Below are 18,612 nucleotides of genomic sequence, written 5' to 3' on the forward strand. Positions count from 1 at the left end.
CGCCATCACGCGCAGGCTGCCTAACCTCTTACCCCAGATGGACCAGAGCCTCCGCTCCTGAACACCGCTGAATGTCCCAAATCATCTGACGACAGACAACCTTCAACCCCACCGTGATTCATCGCCTCGACCGATGGGCCGCGAGCCTGCGGGACCTCGCCCCCGTCCTCCGCGGCGAGACCGCGTCCGTGACGATCGACGACATCCGGCGGTCGTACGTCCGCACGATGGCCGAGCATCCGACGCCGGCCGACATGCGGATCGAACAGGTCGACATGGGCGGCGTGCCGGCGACCCTCGTCACCCCGCCGGAGGTCGCGGGCGACCGCGTGCTCTTCTACATCCACGGCGGGGCGTACATCGTCGGCGGGCCGGGCGGCTATCACGGGCTGGCCGCGGCGTTCGCCAGGGCGTTGAAGGCGCGCGTCTACCTGCCCGATTACCGGCTGGCGCCGGAGCATCCGTTCCCCGTTCCGATCGCGGATACGTTCGCGGCCTACCGCTGGCTGATCGCCCAGGGGCAGGACCCGGCCTCGGTGACGTTCGCGGGGGATTCGGCCGGCGGGGCGATGGTCGTCTCGGTGATGGTCCTGGCGCGCAATGCCGGCGTGGCGCTGCCGGCCGGCGGTGCGGCGCTCTCGCCCTGGGCGAACCTCGAGCACACCGGCGCGTCGATGACCAATCGCGAGGGCCTCGACAGGCTGAACACCAAGGCCGGCCTCGACCTGATGGCCAGGACCTTCCTGGGCGGCGCGCTGCCGAACAGCCCCGAGGCATCGCCGGTCTTCGCCGATGTCCGCGGGCTGCCGCCGATCCTGGTGCAGATCGGCGAAGGCGAACTGATGCTGAGCGACGCCATCCGGCTCGCGGCGCATCTCGGCGAGAACCGGGTCCGCGCCTCGCTGCAGGTCTGGCCGGGGATGTTCCACGTCTGGCACATGTTCCATGCCGAACTGGCCGAAGGGCGCGAGGCGATCGCCACCGCGGCGGCGTTCCTGGATCGGGCCGTGACGGCGGCCTGCGCCGGTTCGGGGGATCGCGGCACGCAGTGACGGTCTGTTCACCACACCCGACGAAGCCGCCGCGGCGGCGCGAGGAGCCACCGCACTGCAACAAAGTCGAAAGGGATCGATCCTATCCACCCCCTCTTAACGATGAGGGCAAGGGCGATGGGCGCGAAGGTGCTCCTGGCACTGACGGTGGTGGTCTACGTGACGACCGGGTCCGCTCCGCGGATGCGCGAGGTTCGCAACCCGGATGCCGAGGTGAGCGGCGGGCGGGTCGCCGCTCACCTGAAGCGGAATATCCTGTAGGGCCGTCGGTGCGGGACGCGCCGTGCGCGCCGCGATCCGGATGGCGGTCGACCCGACCCGTTCGTCGATCGCGGCCGAAACGAGAAGGGCCAGCCCGAAGGCTGGCCCCTGGTGGGATGCGGTGCGGGCCGCTTACTCGGCCGCCGACATCTCGGGCGTGAAGTGGCCGCACCAGTCGCTGGTGGCGACCACCGGCCAGAGGCCCTTCGACTCGGGGGCGGGCTGGGTCACGGGCGGGTTGTAGCGGCACAGGCCCTCTTCGCCGGCCGCCTGAGCGCCGTTCACCTTGTGCTCGTCGAAGAACTTGCAGCTGTCGCAATGCGCGTGGCCGGCCATGGGAGCTCCTTGGGATCTGCGCGGCGGCGAAGGCCGCGCTCAGTTGCGAATTAGATCAATTCCAATCTGGCTGTCAACGGCTGGGCCGGGCGCCGGTTCCGACTCGGCAGGCGGGGACCGTCTCGGCGACCGGGACGCCGCGTGCGGGCGTCCCGGCCGCCCCGTCAGTGCTCGGTGCCCGGCATGTTCTCCCGCGGCGTGCCGCCGTGATCGCGCACGAAGCTCGATCGCTTCGGGTCGTTCTTCAGGTCGGCGACCTGCTTGCGGGCCCCGAGGGCGAGGAAGCCGATGCCGCCGAGGGTTCCCAGGGCGAGGATCAGAAGTGGATAGCCGGCGCTCATCCGTCACACTCCGTTTGACCCCGTTCGGACGTTTGGGGCGAGTCTGCATAATGCTGCAAGATGGGCGGAGGTTGCGCAGGAAATTTCCGAATCATAGCGGGCCGGTCGGCGTTCGACGGCGCCGGCGGTGTTCGGATGCGGGATCCTGTCCCCGTCGCGTCCGGGGCGGACCTTCACAACTCCCGGGGCTCGCCGGGGAGGCTTGGCCCGAAAGGCCTCGGGGTCGCGGGCTCTTCCCCGCTTCCGATCTCCCCGTGCGGCCGCGGACGGGCCGCCGCGTCCCACAGCCAGGATGTGGCGAGATAGGAGATTTCCACCGCCGCCAGCATCAGCACGGCATGGCCCAGCACGGAGGCCGGGTCCCTTTGGTTGAGGGCGCCTTCGAGTCCGATGGCCACCGCCAGGAGCGCGACGATCGCCAGCAGGCCCGAGATCCGGAACGCGCGGCTGGCCACGGCGCCCAGGAGAAGGAAGGACAGGTACAACATGGCGTCCCCGAGGGTTGGGCCCGTTCAGACTACCTACGGTTCGCGAAGGTACAAGTTCCACCAATAGGCTAGTTTGTGCTCCGCGGTATTACCCGTGCATTGCAAAAAAGCAGGATGGCAAAAGTGTTGTCGGGTCGAGATCGGTGCGGATCAGGAAGAGATGTCGGCGGATAGTGGCATCGAGACCGATCGCGAGGCCCGTCGCGACGCCGGGGGCGCTGAACGCCCCTCCGGGCCGAGGCGCGCCGCGCGTCGGCGCCCATGTCCGGGTGGGACGGGACGTGGTAGAGGCGAAGGCCGCAAGGCTCCCCGGACCCAAGCCCCCGCCCCGGAACAATCGATGCCCCGCCTCCCCCACGCCGCCCTCCGCCTCGCGCTCGTCGCGCTTCCCCTGGGCGCGCTTCCGTTGGGCGTGGTTTCCTTGGGGCTGACCGGCCCGGCCGCGGCGCAGAGCCCCGCGAAGGATTACCTGTTCCAGGAACAGCGCTTCAGCCGGGCTTGCCGGCCGCCGCTCAAGTACGCCGCCGGCGCCTGCGTCCGGCGCTGCCCGGCGGGCTTCGAGGATATGGGCCGCACCTGTCGGCAGAGGAGCATGCGGGGGGGCGCCGGCGGGCGCTGACGACTTCTTCCATGAGGACTTCCCCCAGGACGCCGCCGCCCGGCGGTCCTGCCCGCGCAGGCTTTGCGTGTGCGGGCCACCTCCTGCCATCCCGCCTTTGCCATCCCGCCCTTGCCATCCCGGCGCCCTTGCGTGCATATGAGAACAGAGAGTGAACTCGAGCGCGTCCCGACGCGCGGCGACGGGGGAGTCAGAGCAGCATGGCCCGCTACCGCTTCCACTGCACCAACGGCCGCGAATGCGTCTTCGATGCCGTGGGCAACGACATCCGGGCGCCCCATCGGCTGATGCGCCGGGCCGAGGCGGTGGCGCGGGACGTGATGCGCAGCCTCGGCGCGGGAGGAGACTGGGCGGAGTGGCACGTGACCGTCCACGACCTGCGCGGCCGGCGCGTCCTCGTCCGGCCCTTCCTGTCCGTCGATCCCCCGGCGCCGGGCCGGGACCGGCCCGCACGGACGGCGCGGCGGGCCCGCGACGGGGACGGCCTCGGGCAGGCCGCCTGAGCCCCGCGCGCGCGATCCCCTTCCAGCCCGTGTGCCCCATCCCATGTCCCCTGCCCCGCCCGGCCGCACGCTGTTCTTCTTCGAGAAGCCGTCGGCGATGCGTCAGCTCCAGCGCTACTTCCGCTCGCCCGGCACCGTCTGCGTCGCGGCCGAGGGGCACCTGCTCGCCGCCGAGGAGCCGGGCCGGATCCGGCCGGACTGGAAGGTGTGGCAGTTCGAGGCCCTGCCGATCGTCCTCGACACCCTGCCGGTGATCTGCGGCACCAACCGGTCCGGCCAGTCGCATGCGGGCAAGCTCGCGGCGATCGGCCAGGCCCTGCGGGGCGTCGAGCGCGTCATCATCGCCACCGATCCGGGGCGGGAGGGGTCGATGATCGCCTGGGAGGTGCTGGAGCATCTCGGCTGGCGCGGCCGGGTCGACCGCCTCAAGCTCGGCGCCCTCGACGACGTCTCCGTCCGGCGGGCCTTCGCCATGCTGGCCCGGGAGCCGGAATCCGGCGAGCGGGACTACGCCGCCTACCTGGAGGCGCTGTGCCGGCAATACGAGGATTACCATCTCGGCCTCAACGGCACGCGCGCGATCTCCCTGCGCCTGCGGCCGCCCGCCTTCCGCGAGCCCTGGCGCTTCGGCGGGGTGCAGACGCCCACGCTCGCCATCCTGGCGGACCTCGAGGCGCGCATCCGGGCCTTCGTCCCGCAGGACTTCTTCAAGGTGGCGCTGCACGCCGAGACCGGCACGGGAGCGGCCCTGACCCTGTGGCACCTCCCCAAGGAGCGGATCTTCGAACGCGCCGCGGCCGAGACCATCCGGGCGGCGGCGACCGCGTGGTCCGGGCCCCTCGGGGTGACGCAGCGGGACGTCCGCCGGGCGCCGCCGCGCCTGTTCTCGAAGGACACCCTGGCCCGCCGCTGCGCCAAGCGCTTCGGCTGGGACCCCCAGCACACGGCGCGGCTCGCGCAGGATCTCTACGACCAGGGCTATCTCAGCTATCCGCGCACCGAGTCGGATGCCCTGCCCGAGGGGCAGGCCGGGGATGCGGGCGCGGTGCTGGCCGCCATCGCTTCCGTGCTGCCGGACCTCGGCGCCCTGCTGACCGCGGCGCCGCCCGTCATCCGGCGCGGGGCGCGGGGGCACTACGTCAAGGATCCGGGCGAGCACCACGCCATCGTGCCCCTGCGCAAGGTGCCGGAGCCCGGGCGCCTCGCGGCGGACCTCGCCCGCCTCTGGGAGCTCGTCGCCAAGGCCTATGGCGCCGTGCACCTGCCCGACGGCATCGATGCGCGCACCGAGGTCGTGGCCGAGGTGGCGACGCCCCTCGGCGCGAAGCGCTTCGCGGTCGGCGGGCGCGTCGTGCGCGCGCCGGGCTGGCGCGCCCTCTACGGGGCGGAGGCAGAGATCGACGCCGATCCCGTTCCGGGCAAGGCCCGGCCCGAGGACGAGGCCCGCGCCACCCGCCTGCCCGCCTTGCGCGACGGGGAGGCGGCCAGGGCCGCCGGTGCCGAGATCGTCGAGGCCGTGACCGAGCCGCCCCGCCGGATCACCCGGGGCGAGCTTCCCGTGGTGATGGGCCGCCTGATCGACCAGGTGGACGATCCGGCGGCGAAGCGGGCCCTGGAGAACCCCGTCAACCCGAACGAGCCGAAGGGGCTCGGCACGGCCGCGACCCGGGACACCATCCTGCCCAAGCTCCTGAAGAGCCACTACCTGGCCCTCGGGGACGGCAAGGACCCGGCCCTCACGGTGACCGAGGTGGGGCTCGCCTTCATCGCGGCGGTGCGGCGGGTGTTTCCGGCCTATGGCGACCCGGTGGGCCGGGCGTCGTTCGAGGCGGAGCTCGCCGAGATCGGCCGGGCGCCCACCCGGGTCGAGGCGCGGGCGCGGGCAGAGGCCTTCCGGCAGCGCACCCGCACCCGCCTCGACGGCCTGATCGCCGCCATCGCGCAGGCGGAGGTGGTCAGCCTGGACCCGAGCCTGATCCCGCCGTCGCGGGGACGCGGAGCCGCGGGCGGCGGCGATCGTCCGCCCACGCCGGCCATGGTCGCCTTCGCGGTGGCGCTGGCGGCCCGCAAGGGCATCCCGCTGCCCCGCGGCTGCAAGAGCAGCCTCGCCCGCTGCCGGGCCTTCCTGGATGCCGAGGCCGGTCCCGCCGCGTCACGAACGGCGGCGCCGGGCGCGGCCGGCGGGCCGCGTGCCCCCAGCGCGGCGATGCTGCGCTATGCCCGGACCCTGGCGGCGGAGCGCGGCCTGGACTGCCCGCCCGAGGTCGAGACGCAGTTCGAGGCCTGCCGCCGGTTCCTCGACGCCCAGGCGGCGCCGACGCGGACGGGGCCGACGGCGCGCCAGGCGAGGCCGGGGCCGGTCAAGCAGACGCCCGGCGGGGCGGCCGGCCGGGGCCTCGCGAAGGCTGCCGGCAAGGAGGCCGGCCGGGGGATCGCGAAGGAGGCCGGCACGGCGGCGGGACGGCCGCGCCGGAGGACGGCCGGTCGCGGCGCCGGCTGATCGGGACCCGGCTGCGGGCCCGGGTTCAGGTGGCGGCCGGACGGCCGCGCAGGAGGCCGCCGAAGCTGTGGAACGGCAGCCAGAGAAGCTTCAGGAACGCCCGGATCGTCAGGACGGCGGCGACGGTGAAGAGCGCCAGCAGCGTTTTGATCATGGGAGAGACTCCTTGTGCATGGTCGTGGCCGCTGCGTGATCCAGGGCCCCGACCCGCCCCACTGGGCTCGGAGAAACGGGCGGGATTATGGAGGCGCCGCCGAATTCGGGACTCATCGGCGAGGCCTCCCTCCAGTCCGCCGGCCGCACGCCGGTGCCGGAGGAACGGCGGCACGCTGCGGCCGGAATGGTTAACAAAACATGGCGGCCGGGATGCCGAGCCCCGCACGGGGCGGCGGAGACCGAGGGGGCGACGAAGACCTGCGGCGTCCCGCCCGGAACGAGCGTCACGGGGATCGCCTATCCTGCGTCCGGCAGGCCGGATCGCGCCGGGCCCGGCCCCGGCACGGGCCTGGCAAGACCGAGTCGGCAACACCCGCCCGGGCAACGTCGCCTGGGCAACACGGCCCCGCGAGGGGGCCGCGCGACCGGCGCTGCGGAGCGAGACCCGATCATGACGAACCGACGCTGCATCCTTCTCGGCGCCCGCGTGCAGGAGGGCGCCGGCCGCCTCGGCTGCGACATGGGGCCGAGCGCCTACCGGGCCGCGGGCCTCGCCGAGACCCTCGGGGGCCTCGGCCTCTCCATCGTCGATGCGGGCGACCTCGCGCCGGCCCTCGCCGAGGAGCGGGCCCATCCCAACGGGGCCCTGCGCCACCTCGGCGCCTTCGCGGCCTGGACCGAGGCCCTGGCCGAGGCCGCCTACCGGCACAGCGCCGAGGGCCTCCCGATCTTCCTCGGCGGCGATCACAGCCTGTCGGCCGGAACCCTGTCGGGGCTCGGGCGCCGGGCGGCGCAGGAGGGGCGGCCCCTGTTCGTGCTCTGGCTGGATGCGCACGCGGATTTCCACACCCTCGACACCACCACGAGCGGCAACCTCCACGGCGTCCCCCTCGCCTACGCCACCGGCCGGCGCGGCTTTTCCGGCTACCTGTCGGCCCCCGCCGCCCCGATCGACCCCCGCAACGTCTGCCTGATGGGCACCCGCAGCCTCGACCCGGCGGAGCGCGTGGCGGTGCTCGAGGCCGGCGTGCTCATCCACGACATGCGCAGCATCGACGAGGTCGGCGTCGTCGCCCCCCTGCGGGCCTTCCTCGGGCAGGTCGCCGCGGCCGGCGGGCGGCTGCATGTCAGCCTCGACGTGGATTTCCTGGACCCCGGCATCGCGCCGGGGGTCGGCACCACGGTGCCGGGGGGCGCGACCTTCCGCGAGGCGCACCTGATCATGGAGATGCTCCACGATTCCCGCCTGGTCGGCAGCCTCGACCTCGTCGAGCTCAACCCGTTCCTCGACGAGCGCGGACGCACGGCCCTCCTCATGGTGGATCTCGCCGCCAGCCTGATGGGCCGGACCGTGCTCGACCGGCCGACGCAGAGCTACTGAGGCGTCCCGCCGCGTCCCGGGCGGCCCCCCCAGTCCCCACCGGACACCGACCGTCTGATCCCTTCGGGAGGGCGGATCCGGGCTTCGCTCGAGCGCCGCGCAGGCTCGCCGATACGGCCACCGCTGCGATCGAGCGGAGCCCGTATCAGAGGGGTGTTTGGGTGCGCGGAGCCTCCAGGCCGAGCAGCTGCGCGACCGCGCCCCCCGATCCGCCGATCAGGTCCGCCAGCGTGACCTGGTCGAGCACCGCCAGGAAGGCGTTCAGGGCATCCCCGAGAACCTGCTGCAGGCGGCAGCTCGGGGTCAGGACGCAGGCGGCCCCGGAGAAGCACGCCACCAGGGCGAAATCCTCCTCCGTCGCCCGGACGACCGTGCCGAGGCAGATCTCGGCCGCGGGCCGCCCGAGGCGGAGACCGCCGCCACGGCCGCGCATGGTCCGGATCAGCCCGAGCTGACCCAGCTTGTGCACCACCTTGGTGAGATGGCTCTCCGAGATGCGATAGGCGCGGGCGATCTCCGCCGTGGAACTCCGCCGCTCGCCGTTGACCCCGAGGTAGATCAGGGTGCGGAGGGCATAATCGGTGTGGAGCGTGAGGCGCATGGCGTTCACTCGGACGCGTGAGAGCGAGTCCGTGACGCACGGGCTCCGCGCGGGCCGCCTGGCAGGGGGCGCTTCCCGCGCGCACCGTATCCCGGCGTTGTCTCGGGGGGCGTTGTCTCGGGGGACGACGTCCCGGGGATCGGGCACATGCGGCGGCAAGCCTACCGTTGCGCGACGGACAGAGATCACGGCGTGGATGGATGTGCGACCCTGCGCCTTTGTCGTCTTTTTATCATGGATTGGACGCCTTGGAACGGCACGTTCCGATCCGAATGGGCTTTCGCGCGTGTTCGTCGGGCCGGTTGCAGCCTCGGGGCCGGCCCCTCAATCGGCGGCGCGGGGGGGACGCCGCTGCGCCCAGTCCCGGTCCCGGGCGGCCTGGGCCTCGCGGACCTCGCCGGACCAGTGCTCCCAGTCCGGATCGGCGGCCTGCGGGCGCCGGCGGGCACGGGCCGTTGCCTTCTTGCGCCGCGCCTCGTCCGCCGCCTTCTGCCGCTGCAACTCCTCCACCGTCACCGGTTCCGGGGCGGGCCTGGGCGTCGCCCAGGCGTAGGTCCGCTCGGCGGGCCGGCGCGGCCGGTCGTGGTCCGGGGCGGGGGCCCGGCCGGCGTCCGGGCGACCGGCATCCGCCAGGACGAGCGCGTCGGCGAGGCTGAGACCGGCGGTAGCCGCCACCCGGGTCGCGGCCGCGCGTCCGGCCGCGCGCTCGCCGGGCGTGGCCCCGCGCTCCATCAGTGCGCGACACTTCGCGAACCGGTCGCGATCCAGGATCCGTGCAGCCATGGCCCACCCTACGGCCAAAGGCGACGGCGCGCCCTGCTCGCGTGCGGCCGTCCACAGCGCGGGCCGGGTGCGTCTCGGCACCGCGAAACGGGCCGGAACGCTCCATGGAGGACCCGGGCCCAGGCCCGCAGCCATCGCAGGCGACGATTCGATCCCAACCCGCCGATCCCCACCCGGCCGAGGAGATTCCGATGATTGCCGCAGGTCCGTTTCGCTGGCTCCTGACCCTCGTCGCGATGGTTTCGCCCTTCGCCGCCGCGACCTGCGGCGCCGCCGGCCGGAGCAGCCTCCAGCCGGAAGCCGACACCCACGTGGTGTATCGCCACTTTCTGTAGGCCCTGCTGCACGCCCTGACGCGTCGACGCCTGCCGCAGGACCCGCTCGACGGGGCTCGGGGGGGCGCGACGGCGTTCAGGCCTGGCCGGCGACGATGGCGGCCCCCTCGATCAGGGAGAACAGGATCCCGGACGCCCGGAGCGCGGCGACGGCCCGGTACCGGCTGGATGGGCCGGGGGCCTCCGCGCCCCCCTCCAGGCGTTGGACGGTCGAGAACGAGAGCCCGCTGGCCCGGGACAGATCGGTCATGGACCCGTCGAGGAAGGCGCGCGCGGCGCGGATGTGATGCCCTTCGCGGCGCGGCGCCAGCCCCACCAGCACCGGGCCCGAGGCACACAGGGGGGGCTGGGGTCTCGGGCACGGACGTCCAGGCGCGGGCCGATCGCTCGACCCGGGAAAACTTACGGCTTCTGCTTTGGAGCGTCCGGTTTACGCAGGGACTATACTGGATTTCTCGCGATATCCCTGCTTGCCTAATGTTGGGAAAACGGCTCGGGACGTCCCTCCGCGGGCGGGGCCTCGACTCGCGGTGCGTCGCGTCCCATCCTCCCCGGCCGGGGCGGCGGTTCCGCCCGAACCGTGAGCCCGCGATGCGCCCTGCCGATCCGGCACCGCCGTCAGCCCGCCCCTTCGGTGCGTTCCTGGGGCCGCGTGCCGCGCCGACGCCCCTGCGTCGGCGCCTGACCGCGGAGACCCGCGCGCCCGAGCCCGAGCGCGTCGCCGCCTGCCTGGAGGCGGTGACGACGGATCCCGGGGCCGCGGCGGTCACCGCGCGCCTCGCGCACGCGCTCGTCGGACGCCTGCGCGCCCAGGGCCCGGTCGGCGGAGTCCAGGGCCTGCTGCGGGAATACAGCCTGTCGACGGAGGAGGGCGTGGCCCTGATGTGCCTCGCCGAGGCGCTGCTGCGCATTCCCGATCCGGAGACCCGCGACGCGCTGATCCGCGACACGATCGGACAGGGGGACTGGGCGGCCCATCTCGGGCACAGCCCCTCGCTCTTCGTCAACGCGGCCACCTGGGGGCTGGTGCTCACCGGACGCCTCGCCCGCGCCGCGGAGCGCCGCGAGGCGGGGCTGTCCGGCTCCCTCGCCCGGGTCGTCGCCCGGGGCGGCGAGCCCCTGGTCCGCGAGGGCGTCGACCAGGCCATGCGCCTCATGGGCGGCCAGTACGTCGCCGGCGAGACCATCGCGCAGGCCCTGCGCCAGGCCCGCCACCAGGAGGCGCGCGGCTTCACCCACTCCTTCGACATGCTCGGCGAGGCGGCGATGAATGCGGCCGACGCCGCGCGCTACACGGCCGACTACACGCACGCCATCCACGCCATCGGGGCGGCCTCGGCGGGGCGCGGCCTCGTCTCCGGCCCCGGCATCTCGATCAAGCTCTCGGCCCTGCATCCGCGCTACGTCCGCGCCCAGCGGGACCGGGTGATGGCCGAACTCCTGCCCCGCGTCGCCGCCCTGGCCCGCCTCGCCCGCCACGACGACATCGGCCTCACCATCGACGCCGAGGAGGCCGATCGCCTCGACCTCTCCCTCGACATCCTGGAAGCCCTCTGCGCCGACCCGGACCTGGCCGGCTGGAACGGCCTCGGCTTCGTGGTGCAGGCCTACCAGAAGCGGGCGCTGACGCTGGTCGCGGTCCTCGTCGACCTCGCCCGCCGCTCCGGGCGCCGCCTCATGGTCCGCCTCGTCAAGGGCGCCTACTGGGACACCGAGATCAAGCGGGCGCAGGTGGCGGGCCTGGAGGACTTCCCCGTCTTCACCCGCAAGGTCCACACCGACCTGTCGTACCGCGCCTGCGCGGAGCGGATGCTCGCCGCCCCCGACGCGATCTTCCCGCAATTCGCCACCCACAACGCCCAGACCCTGGCCGCCCTCCACACCCTGGCGGGGCCCGACTTCCATCTCGGACGCTACGAGTTCCAGTGCCTGCACGGCATGGGCGAGGCCCTCTACGCGGCGGTGGTGGGACCGGACGGGCTCGACCGCCCCTGCCGGATCTACGCGCCGGTGGGGACCCACGAGACGCTGCTGGCCTACCTCGTGCGCCGCCTCCTCGAGAACGGCGCCAACACCTCCTTCGTCAACCGGGTCGCGGATGCGCGGGTGGCCGTGGCTGACCTCGCCGCCGACCCGGTCGCGGTGGTGCGGGCCGCGCAGCCTCCCGGCGCCCCCCACCCGGCGATCCGGAAGCCCCGCGACCTCGTCCCCGACCGGGTCGCGGCCGCCGGCCTCGACCTGTCCGACGAGCGGGCGCTGGCCGATCTCGCCGGCCGCCTGACGGCGGAGGGTGCGCGTCTCTGGCGGGCGGTGCCGATGCTGGCCGAGGCCGAGCGCACCGGGCCGGCCCGCGACGTCCGCAACCCGGCCGACCGGGCGGACCGCGTCGGCACCGTGGTGGAGGCCGGGCCGGACCTCGTGGGGGAAGCCCTGGCCCAGGCCGGGACCGGGGCCGCGGCCTGGGCCGCGCGGCCGGGTGCGGCGCGGGCGGCGATCCTGGAGGCGGCGGCCGCGACGCTGAGCGCGCGCCAGCCGGCGCTCATCGCCCTCCTGATCCGCGAGGCCGGCAAGTCGGCCGCCAACGCGCTGGCGGAGGTGCGGGAGGCGGTGGACTTCCTGCGCGACTATGCCGGGCAGGCCCGGGACTTCGCCCCCGCCACGCACCGGCCCCTCGGCGTCGTCGCCTGCATCAGTCCCTGGAACTTCCCCCTGGCGATCTTCACCGGCCAGGTGGCGGCGGCTCTCGCCGCCGGCAACGGTGTCCTGGCCAAGCCCGCCGAGGAGACCCCGCTGGTCGCCGCCGAGGCGGTGCGGATCCTGCGCGCGGCCGGGGTGCCGGCGGGCGCCCTCCAGCTCCTGCCCGGCGGCGGCGAGACCGGGGCCGCCCTCGTGGCCGACCCGCGCGTGAACGGCGTCCTGTTCACCGGCTCCACCGCGGTGGCGGCGGGCATCCAGGCGACCCTCGCGCGGCGCCTCAACCCGGAGGGCCACCCCGTGCCCCTGGTGGCCGAGACCGGGGGGCTGAACGCCCTGGTGGTCGATTCCTCGGCCCTGACCGAGCAGGTGGTGGCCGATACCCTGGTCTCGGCCTTCGATTCCGCCGGCCAGCGCTGCTCGGCCCTGCGCCTGCTGGCGCTGCAGGAGGAGATCGCCGACCGGACCCTGGCCATGCTGAAGGGGGCCCTCGCCGCGTGGCGGGTCGGCAACCCGGACCGGCTGGCCACCGATATCGGGCCGGTGATCGGCGCACAGGCGCGCGACGCCATCGAGGCCCACGTCGCCGCGATGCGCGCCGCCGGATATCCCGTTTACCGGGCGCCCCTGCCGGAGGCCTGCGACCGGGGCACCTTCGTCGCCCCGACCGTGATCGAGATCCCGTCCGTCGCCGCCCTCACCCGCGAGGTCTTCGGCCCGGTGCTGCACGTGGTGCGCTTCGACCGCACCGCCTTCGCGGCGACGATCGCGGCCGTCGACGCCACCGGCTACGGCCTCACCTTCGGCGTCCAGACCCGCCTCGACACGGCGATCGCCCGGGCCTGCGCCCTGAGCGCGGCGGGCAACCTCTACGTCAACCGCAACCTCGTCGGGGCCGTGGTCGGGATGCAGCCCTTCGGCGGGCACGGCCTCTCCGGCACCGGCCCGAAGGCCGGCGGTCCGCTCCTCCTGCGGCGCCTCCTCGCCGCCGCCCCGGCCGGGACCGGCCTTCCGCCCGGGCCGCCCGCCCCGGCGGCCCTCGCCTGGGTCCGGTGGCTGCGCGACCAGGGCCGGCCCGGGGAGGCCGCGGCTGCGGAAGCGCGGATCGCCCAAAGCCCTGTGGGCGGCGGGCTCCGGCTGCCGGGCCCGGTGGGCGAGGAGAACCGCTACGACCTGCATCCGCGCGGCACCATCCTGTGCCGGGCGGCGACCGGGCCGGGCCTCGCGGCCCAGATCGGCGCGGCGCTCGCCACCGGCAACCGCGTCGTTCTCAGTCCCACCGCGCCGGCCCAAGTCCTCCTCGCCGCCCTGCCGCACCCCCTGCCGCACGATCTGGACGGCTTCATCCGGGCCGCCGATCCGGAGACCGCCGCCGACGCGGTCCTGTGGGAGGGCGCGTCCGAGGCCCTGACGGCCTTCGCCGCGGCCCTCGCCGCCCGTCCCGGCCCCCTGGTGGCCATCCACCGGCCCCGCCTCGATCCGGCCGCCGGCTCCGAGGCCTACCCGGTCGAGGGCCTCGTCCGCGAGCGCGTGGTCAGCCGCAACACGGCGGCGGCCGGCGGCAACGCCGGCCTGATGACCCTGGACGGGTGAGGGCCGCCGGCGCGATCGGAGACGAAAGCCTCGGAATCGCAGGGGCTTGTGGGCGGATCCGGGCGCCCACGTTGCAATCGGGCGCCAAACCCGCGACCCTGGCGCCCGCATCTTCCCGCCCCGGCCGCCTCTCAGGGCCCCTCATCCGCACCGCATGTCCGCGTTCACCTTCATCCACGCCGCCGACCTGCATCTCGGCAGCCCGCTCAGCGGCCTCGCTCTCAAGGACCCCGACATCGCCCGGCGCTTCGCCTCGGCGGGGCGCCGGGCCTTCGAGGATCTCGTCACCCTGGCGATCGAGCGGAGCGTCGCCTTCCTGATCGTGGCCGGCGACGTCTATGACGGCGACTGGTCCGACAACACCATCGGGCTGTTCTTCGCCCGGCAGGTCGCCCGCCTCGACCGGGCCGGCATCCCCGTCATCCTGGTGCGCGGCAACCACGACGCCGAGAGCGTCATCACCCGCTCGATCACCCTGCCGGACTCCGTGCGCAGCTTCCCGACGAGCCGGGCCGAGACCCACCGCCTCGAGCCCTTCAAGGTGGCGCTGCACGGGCGCAGCTTTCCCAACCGGGCGGTGGAGGAGAACTACGCCCTCACCTATCCGCCCGCCCTGCCGGGCTGGTTCAACATCGGCATCCTGCACACCTCCTGCACCGGCCACGCGGCCCACGCCACCTACGCCCCCTGCTCGGTGGCGGACCTGGCGGGGCGGGGCTACGCCTACTGGGCGCTCGGCCACGTGCACGAGTACGCCGAACTCGCCCGCGACCCCTGGATCGTGTTTCCGGGCAACCTGCAGGGGCGCAGCATCCGGGAGCCCGGCCAGAAGGGCGCCGTCGCGGTGTCCGTCGCCGACGGGCGGGTTCAGGGCGTCGAGCGCCTCATCGTCGACCAGGCCCGATTCCAACCCGTCGACGTCGATCTCTCCGGCGTGGCCGACGAGCGCGCGGCGGTCGCCCGCGTCGAGGCGGCCCTGCGCCCGCTCGCGGAGGCCGCCGCGGCGCGCCTCATCGCCGTGCGGGTGCGCCTGCGGGGGGAGACCCCGGCGCACGACCGCCTGGCGGCCGACCGCGACGGGCTCACCGCCGAGATCCAGGCCGCCGCCCACCGCCTCCACGAGGACATCTGGCTGGAGCGCCTGAAGATCGAGACCGCCCGTCCGCGCCGGCCCGTCGCGGAGGCCCGCCCCGACGCCTTCGCGGCCATCGACCCCGCCACCCTGCTGGCGGCGGTGGACCACGAGCCGGACTTCCGCGCCCGCGCCCGGGCGGCGCTGGCCGAGATCGCCGCCAAGATGCCGGCCGGCCTCGCCGCCGAGGACGACCTCGCCGCCGACCTCGAGGCCCTCTGCGCGGAGGCCGAGGCGGTGATCCTCGGGCGCCTCTCCGGGCGGTCCTGCTGAACGCCGCCCCGTCGAACGACCGCCCGCCGGCAAGCCCCCCCCCAAGGGTCCCGAAGCTCTTCCCGAAGCTCTTCCCGAAGCTCTTCCCGAAGCGTCCCCCAAGGTTCCGATGCGTCTCCTCTCCCTCGCCCTCGAACGCTACGGTCCCTTCACGGACCGCACCGTCACGTTCCGCGAGGACGCGCGCCTGCACGTGGTGCTGGGGGCCAACGAGGCCGGCAAGAGCTCGGCGCTCAGCGCCGTCACGGACCTGCTGTTCGGCATCGAGACGCGGACCCGCTACGACTTCCTGCACGACATGCCGCAGATGCGGATCGGCGCCGAGATCCGCGCCGCCGACGGCCGCCGGCTCGGGTTCCGGCGGCGCAAGGGCAACCGGAACACCCTCGTGGACGCCGCCGACGCGGCCCTGCCGGAGGATGCCCTGGCGCCCTTCCTCGGCGGACTGTCCCGCGAGGTGTTCTGCCGCGCCTTCGGCCTCGACGCCCGCGCCCTGCGGGCGGGGGCGGCCGAGATGATGGATGCCGAGGGCGAGGTCGGTGCCAGCCTGTTCGCGGCGGCCTCGGGCCTGCGCGGCTACAGCGGCCTCCAGGCCGAGCTCGAGACCGAGGCCGCGGGCATCTTCATGCCGCGCGCCGCCCAGAGCCGGACCTTCTACCAGGCGCTCCAGCGCTACGACGAGGCCCGCAAGGCGATCCGCGCCGGGGAGTTGCGGGCGGGCGACTGGCGCGACCTCAACGGCGAGATCGAGGCCGCCGGGGCGGCCCTCGTCGACCTCAAGGCGGAGCGGGCGCGCATCGCCGCCGAGCAGGCCCGGCTCACCCGCCTGCGCCGGGTCGGCCCGCTGCTCCAGGCCATCGATGCGGCCGCCGCCCGCGCCGAGGCCGAGCCCGGCCTGATCGCGGTGCCGGAGGCCTGGATCGACCGCCTCGGCCAGGCCCTGGCGGCCCTGCGCACCACGGCGGAGGCGGCGGCCCGCACCCGGTCCGCCGCCGCGCAGGCCGCCCTGGCCCTGGAGCAGGTGCCGGTGGAGGAGGGCGTGCTCGCCCGGGCCGACGAGATCCTGGAGGCGTTCCGCGGCACCGACCGCTTCGACAAGGGCGGCATCGATTTGCCCCGCATCCAGGGCGAGGCGGATGCCGTCGCGCGCGAGCTCGCCCAGCTCGCGGCCCGGATCGGCCTGCCGGATGCCGAGGCCCTGCGGGCGCGCCAGCCCTCGGACGCGGCCCGCACCCGCATCGAGGGCCTGATCCGCGCGGGCCGCGAGGACGCCGCCACGATCGCCCGCCTGCGCCAGGACCTCGCCGCCCGCGAGGCCGAGCGGGACCGCCTCGCCGCCGCCACTGCGGGCGCGGGCGCCCTCGCCGATCCGGCCCCCCTGCGGGCCGACCTGAAGGCCTTCGCGGGCCTGCGCCGCGACCTCGACCGGCGCGACGACCTCGACGCCGCCCTCACCCGCGAGGCGGCCTCGATCCGGACCCAGGCCGGCCGCCTCAGCCCCCCGATCCCGGATCTCGACGCCTACGCCGCCGGACGCCCGCCCTCGGCCGAGGCGGTGGCGCGCTACCGGAGCACCCTCGACGGGGCGCTGCGCGCGCGCGACCGGGCCGCCGATCGCCTGGCGGCGGCGCAGGCGGCGGTGGCCCAGCGCCGCGCCCGCCTGGAGGCGCGCGCCGCCGGTCGGCCGATCCCGAGCCTGGCGGACCTCCAGGCCCTGCGCGCCCGCCGCGACGCCCTCCTGGCCGACCTGCCCGGGGGCGCCCCCGAGATCCTGACCCGCTTCGGCGCGGCGCTCGCCGCCGCCGACCGGGCGGCCGACGACCTCGTGAGCGACGCCGCCCGGGTGGCCGAGCAGGGGGCCGACACCCGCAGCCTCGCGGCCGAGCAGGCCGAGGCCGCCGCGGCGGACGAGGCCCTCGCCGCCTGCGAGGCGCGGCTGGCCGAGGGCGCCGCCGCCTGGCGGGCGGCCTGGGCCCCCTGCGGGATCGACCCCGCCGCCCCGGCCGAGATGGCCGCCTGGCTCACGGAGGTCGAGACCCTGCAGGATTCCGCGCAAGGGCTGGAGACCACAAGACTGGAGCAGGCCCGGATGGCCGCCCGGGTCGAGGCCTGCCGGGCGCCCCTGGCGGATCTCAGCCGCCGGGCCGGCCTGCCCGACCTCGACGGCCTCGATCTCGGCCGGATGCTCGCCCGCCTCGAGGACCGGGTCGGCGAACTCGCCCTGCGCTGGGAGGCGGTGCGCGAGGCCAAGACCCGCGCCGAGACCGCCGCGGAGCAGATCGCCCGCACGGCGGCGGCCCTCGCCGAGGCCCTGGCCCGCGAGGCCGCCTGGCGCACGGCCTGGGGGCCCGCCCTCGCCGATCTCGGCCTGGCGGCCGCGGCCACGCCGGACGAGGCCGAGGCGGCTTTGGCCGCCTGGCGCGCGGTGCCGGCGGCCCTGTCCGAGCGCGACAACCGCCTCGGCCGGGTCAACGGCATCGCGCGCGACATCGGGGTCCATCGCGAGGCGGTGGCGCGCCTGACCGCGGCGGTGGCGCCCGATCTCGCCGCCCTGCCCCCCACCGCCGCCATGAAGGCGCTGCACACCCGCCTGCAGGACGCCCTCAGGGGCGAGACCCGCCGGGCGGAGCTGGGGCGCCAGCGCGATGCCGCCGAGGCGGCGCGGGTGCAGGCGGCCCGGGCAGCGCAGGCCGCGGGTGCCGACCTGACCGCCCTCATGGCCGAGGGGGCGGCCGCCGGGCTGCCCCCCGGTACCGACCCGGAGGCGCTCCACGGGCGCCTCACCGCCCGCCGGGCCTGCCAGGCCGAGCTGGCCGAGCGCCGGGCCGAGCTCGCCCGGGCCGCCGACGGCCACGGCGAAGCCGATCTCCGGGCGGACCTCGCCGCCCTCACCGGCGACGACATCGAGGGATCGCTCGCCAACCTGGCGGCGGAGGCCGAGGACCTGGATCAGCGCGGACAGCGGGCCTTCGCCGACCGCGACCGGCACGAGCGCCGTCGCGCCGAGCTGGAGGGGGGCATCGGGGCCGAGCTGGCGCTCGCCCAGCGCAAGGCGGCGGAGGCCGAACTCCAGGCCAATGCCCGGCACTGGGCGGTGCTGAAGCTCGCGAGCCTGATGCTCGGCACCGCCATCGGCCGCCACCGGGCCGGCCAGCAGGACCCGCTGCTCACCCGGTCCGGCACCCTGTTCGGGGCCCTGACCGGAGGCGCCTTCGCGGGCCTCGCCCAGGATTACGACGCCGCCGACACCCCCCGCCTCGCGGGGCGCCGGGCCTCGGGCGAACTCGTGCCCGTGGAGGGCTTGAGCGAGGGCACCCGCGACCAGCTCTACCTCGCCCTGCGCCTGGCCTACCTGGAGGACTACGCCGCCCGCGCCGAGCCCGCCCCCTTCATCGGCGACGACCTGTTCCTCACCTTCGACGACGCCCGCACCGCCCACGGCCTCGAGGCCCTGGCGGCGGTGGGCGGCACGATCCAGCCGATCCTGTTCACCCACCACCGCCACGTGGCGGACCTGGCCCGGGCGCGCCTGGGGGATGCGGTGGACGTGCTCGACCTGTGAAC

General features: G+C 75.1%; 17 protein-coding genes. 10 read left to right on the plus strand and 7 right to left on the minus strand.

The genetic code is table 11. The features are described 5' to 3' along the window. The first annotated feature begins 113 nt into the window (after nucleotides 1-113). Together ASG51_RS11730 and ASG51_RS24620 are read left to right on the plus strand one after the other, a co-directional pair. Nucleotides 114-1,052: an alpha/beta hydrolase gene (locus ASG51_RS11730; RefSeq protein ID WP_056380987.1), complete on the plus strand. Its 939-nt coding sequence runs from the start codon at nucleotides 114-116 to the stop codon at nucleotides 1,050-1,052. Between the two features lie 117 nt (nucleotides 1,053-1,169). Beyond that, complete coding sequence (locus tag ASG51_RS24620; protein ID WP_200927245.1) at nucleotides 1,170-1,313, plus strand: hypothetical protein; 144 nt, start codon at nucleotides 1,170-1,172, stop codon at nucleotides 1,311-1,313. Nucleotides 1,314-1,445: 132 nt separating this feature from the next. Here ASG51_RS24620 and ASG51_RS11735 read toward each other — a convergent pair whose 3' ends face one another. The 3 genes from ASG51_RS11735 to ASG51_RS11740 form a co-directional block, all read right to left on the minus strand. Further along, nucleotides 1,446-1,649 (minus strand): hypothetical protein, encoded by a 204-nt coding sequence (locus tag ASG51_RS11735; protein WP_055953942.1) that lies wholly within the window; start codon nucleotides 1,647-1,649, stop codon nucleotides 1,446-1,448. 164 nt (nucleotides 1,650-1,813) lie between these two features. Next, nucleotides 1,814-1,990 carry a hypothetical protein gene (locus ASG51_RS24625; protein WP_200917502.1) on the minus strand — a complete coding sequence of 59 codons (177 nt, stop codon included), beginning with the start codon at nucleotides 1,988-1,990 and terminating at the stop codon, nucleotides 1,814-1,816. A gap of 173 nt (nucleotides 1,991-2,163) precedes the next feature. Continuing rightward, nucleotides 2,164-2,478, minus strand: a complete 315-nt coding sequence (locus ASG51_RS11740) for a hypothetical protein (protein WP_056221872.1) — start codon at nucleotides 2,476-2,478, stop codon at nucleotides 2,164-2,166. A 340-nt stretch (nucleotides 2,479-2,818) separates the two neighbouring features. Between ASG51_RS11740 and ASG51_RS11745 the strand changes: the two genes are divergently transcribed. The 3 genes from ASG51_RS11745 to ASG51_RS11755 all read left to right on the plus strand — a co-directional run bounded on the left by ASG51_RS11745 (nucleotide 2,819) and on the right by ASG51_RS11755 (nucleotide 6,100). Then, nucleotides 2,819-3,097, plus strand: coding sequence for a hypothetical protein (locus ASG51_RS11745; RefSeq protein ID WP_056276934.1), 279 nt, complete (start codon nucleotides 2,819-2,821; stop codon nucleotides 3,095-3,097). Nucleotides 3,098-3,297: 200 nt separating this feature from the next. Further along, nucleotides 3,298-3,600, plus strand: coding sequence for a hypothetical protein (locus tag ASG51_RS11750; protein WP_244472566.1), 303 nt, complete (start codon nucleotides 3,298-3,300; stop codon nucleotides 3,598-3,600). Nucleotides 3,601-3,643: 43 nt separating this feature from the next. Then, nucleotides 3,644-6,100, plus strand: coding sequence for a DNA topoisomerase (locus tag ASG51_RS11755; protein ID WP_200941341.1), 2,457 nt, complete (start codon nucleotides 3,644-3,646; stop codon nucleotides 6,098-6,100). A 25-nt stretch (nucleotides 6,101-6,125) separates the two neighbouring features. Here the strand turns inward: ASG51_RS11755 and ASG51_RS25350 are convergent, their stop codons facing one another. Beyond that, entirely contained in the window at nucleotides 6,126-6,254 is a 129-nt protein-coding gene (locus ASG51_RS25350) for a hypothetical protein (protein ID WP_274533541.1), read from the minus strand. A gap of 453 nt (nucleotides 6,255-6,707) precedes the next feature. On the opposite strand from ASG51_RS25350, the gene rocF reads away from it, so the two are divergent. Next, the gene (gene rocF, locus ASG51_RS11760) at nucleotides 6,708-7,637 is read left to right on the plus strand and encodes an arginase (RefSeq protein ID WP_056380989.1); all 930 of its coding nucleotides are present in this window, start codon (nucleotides 6,708-6,710) and stop codon (nucleotides 7,635-7,637) included. A 145-nt stretch (nucleotides 7,638-7,782) separates the two neighbouring features. Here rocF and ASG51_RS11765 read toward each other — a convergent pair whose 3' ends face one another. Then, nucleotides 7,783-8,238: an Rrf2 family transcriptional regulator gene (locus ASG51_RS11765; RefSeq protein WP_056276941.1), complete on the minus strand. Its 456-nt coding sequence runs from the start codon at nucleotides 8,236-8,238 to the stop codon at nucleotides 7,783-7,785. Nucleotides 8,239-8,562: 324 nt separating this feature from the next. Continuing rightward, a complete protein-coding gene (locus ASG51_RS11770; RefSeq protein ID WP_056380991.1) occupies nucleotides 8,563-9,021 on the minus strand; it encodes a hypothetical protein in 459 nt (152 codons plus the stop codon). Between the two features lie 191 nt (nucleotides 9,022-9,212). Here ASG51_RS11770 and ASG51_RS24125 point away from each other — a divergent pair, with 191 nt between their 5' ends. After that, on the plus strand, nucleotides 9,213-9,356 hold the full coding sequence (locus tag ASG51_RS24125; protein WP_156389683.1) for a hypothetical protein: 144 nt from the start codon (nucleotides 9,213-9,215) through the stop codon (nucleotides 9,354-9,356). Nucleotides 9,357-9,432: 76 nt separating this feature from the next. Here the strand turns inward: ASG51_RS24125 and ASG51_RS24630 are convergent, their stop codons facing one another. Beyond that, nucleotides 9,433-9,606, minus strand: a complete 174-nt coding sequence (locus tag ASG51_RS24630; RefSeq protein WP_200941342.1) for a hypothetical protein — start codon at nucleotides 9,604-9,606, stop codon at nucleotides 9,433-9,435. A gap of 341 nt (nucleotides 9,607-9,947) precedes the next feature. On the opposite strand from ASG51_RS24630, the gene putA reads away from it, so the two are divergent. The 3 genes from putA to ASG51_RS11790 all read left to right on the plus strand — a co-directional run bounded on the left by putA (nucleotide 9,948) and on the right by ASG51_RS11790 (nucleotide 18,610). Continuing rightward, the gene (gene putA / locus ASG51_RS11780) at nucleotides 9,948-13,643 is read left to right on the plus strand and encodes a bifunctional proline dehydrogenase/L-glutamate gamma-semialdehyde dehydrogenase PutA (protein ID WP_056380997.1); all 3,696 of its coding nucleotides are present in this window, start codon (nucleotides 9,948-9,950) and stop codon (nucleotides 13,641-13,643) included. A gap of 154 nt (nucleotides 13,644-13,797) precedes the next feature. Then, nucleotides 13,798-15,048 carry a DNA repair exonuclease gene (locus tag ASG51_RS11785; protein WP_056276956.1) on the plus strand — a complete coding sequence of 417 codons (1,251 nt, stop codon included), beginning with the start codon at nucleotides 13,798-13,800 and terminating at the stop codon, nucleotides 15,046-15,048. A 109-nt stretch (nucleotides 15,049-15,157) separates the two neighbouring features. Next, the gene (locus tag ASG51_RS11790; protein WP_056380999.1) at nucleotides 15,158-18,610 is read left to right on the plus strand and encodes a YhaN family protein; all 3,453 of its coding nucleotides are present in this window, start codon (nucleotides 15,158-15,160) and stop codon (nucleotides 18,608-18,610) included. Nucleotides 18,611-18,612: the final 2 nt, after the last annotated feature.

The organism is Methylobacterium sp. Leaf465 (assembly GCF_001424705.1).
Taxonomy (GTDB): Bacteria; Pseudomonadota; Alphaproteobacteria; order Rhizobiales; family Beijerinckiaceae; genus Methylobacterium.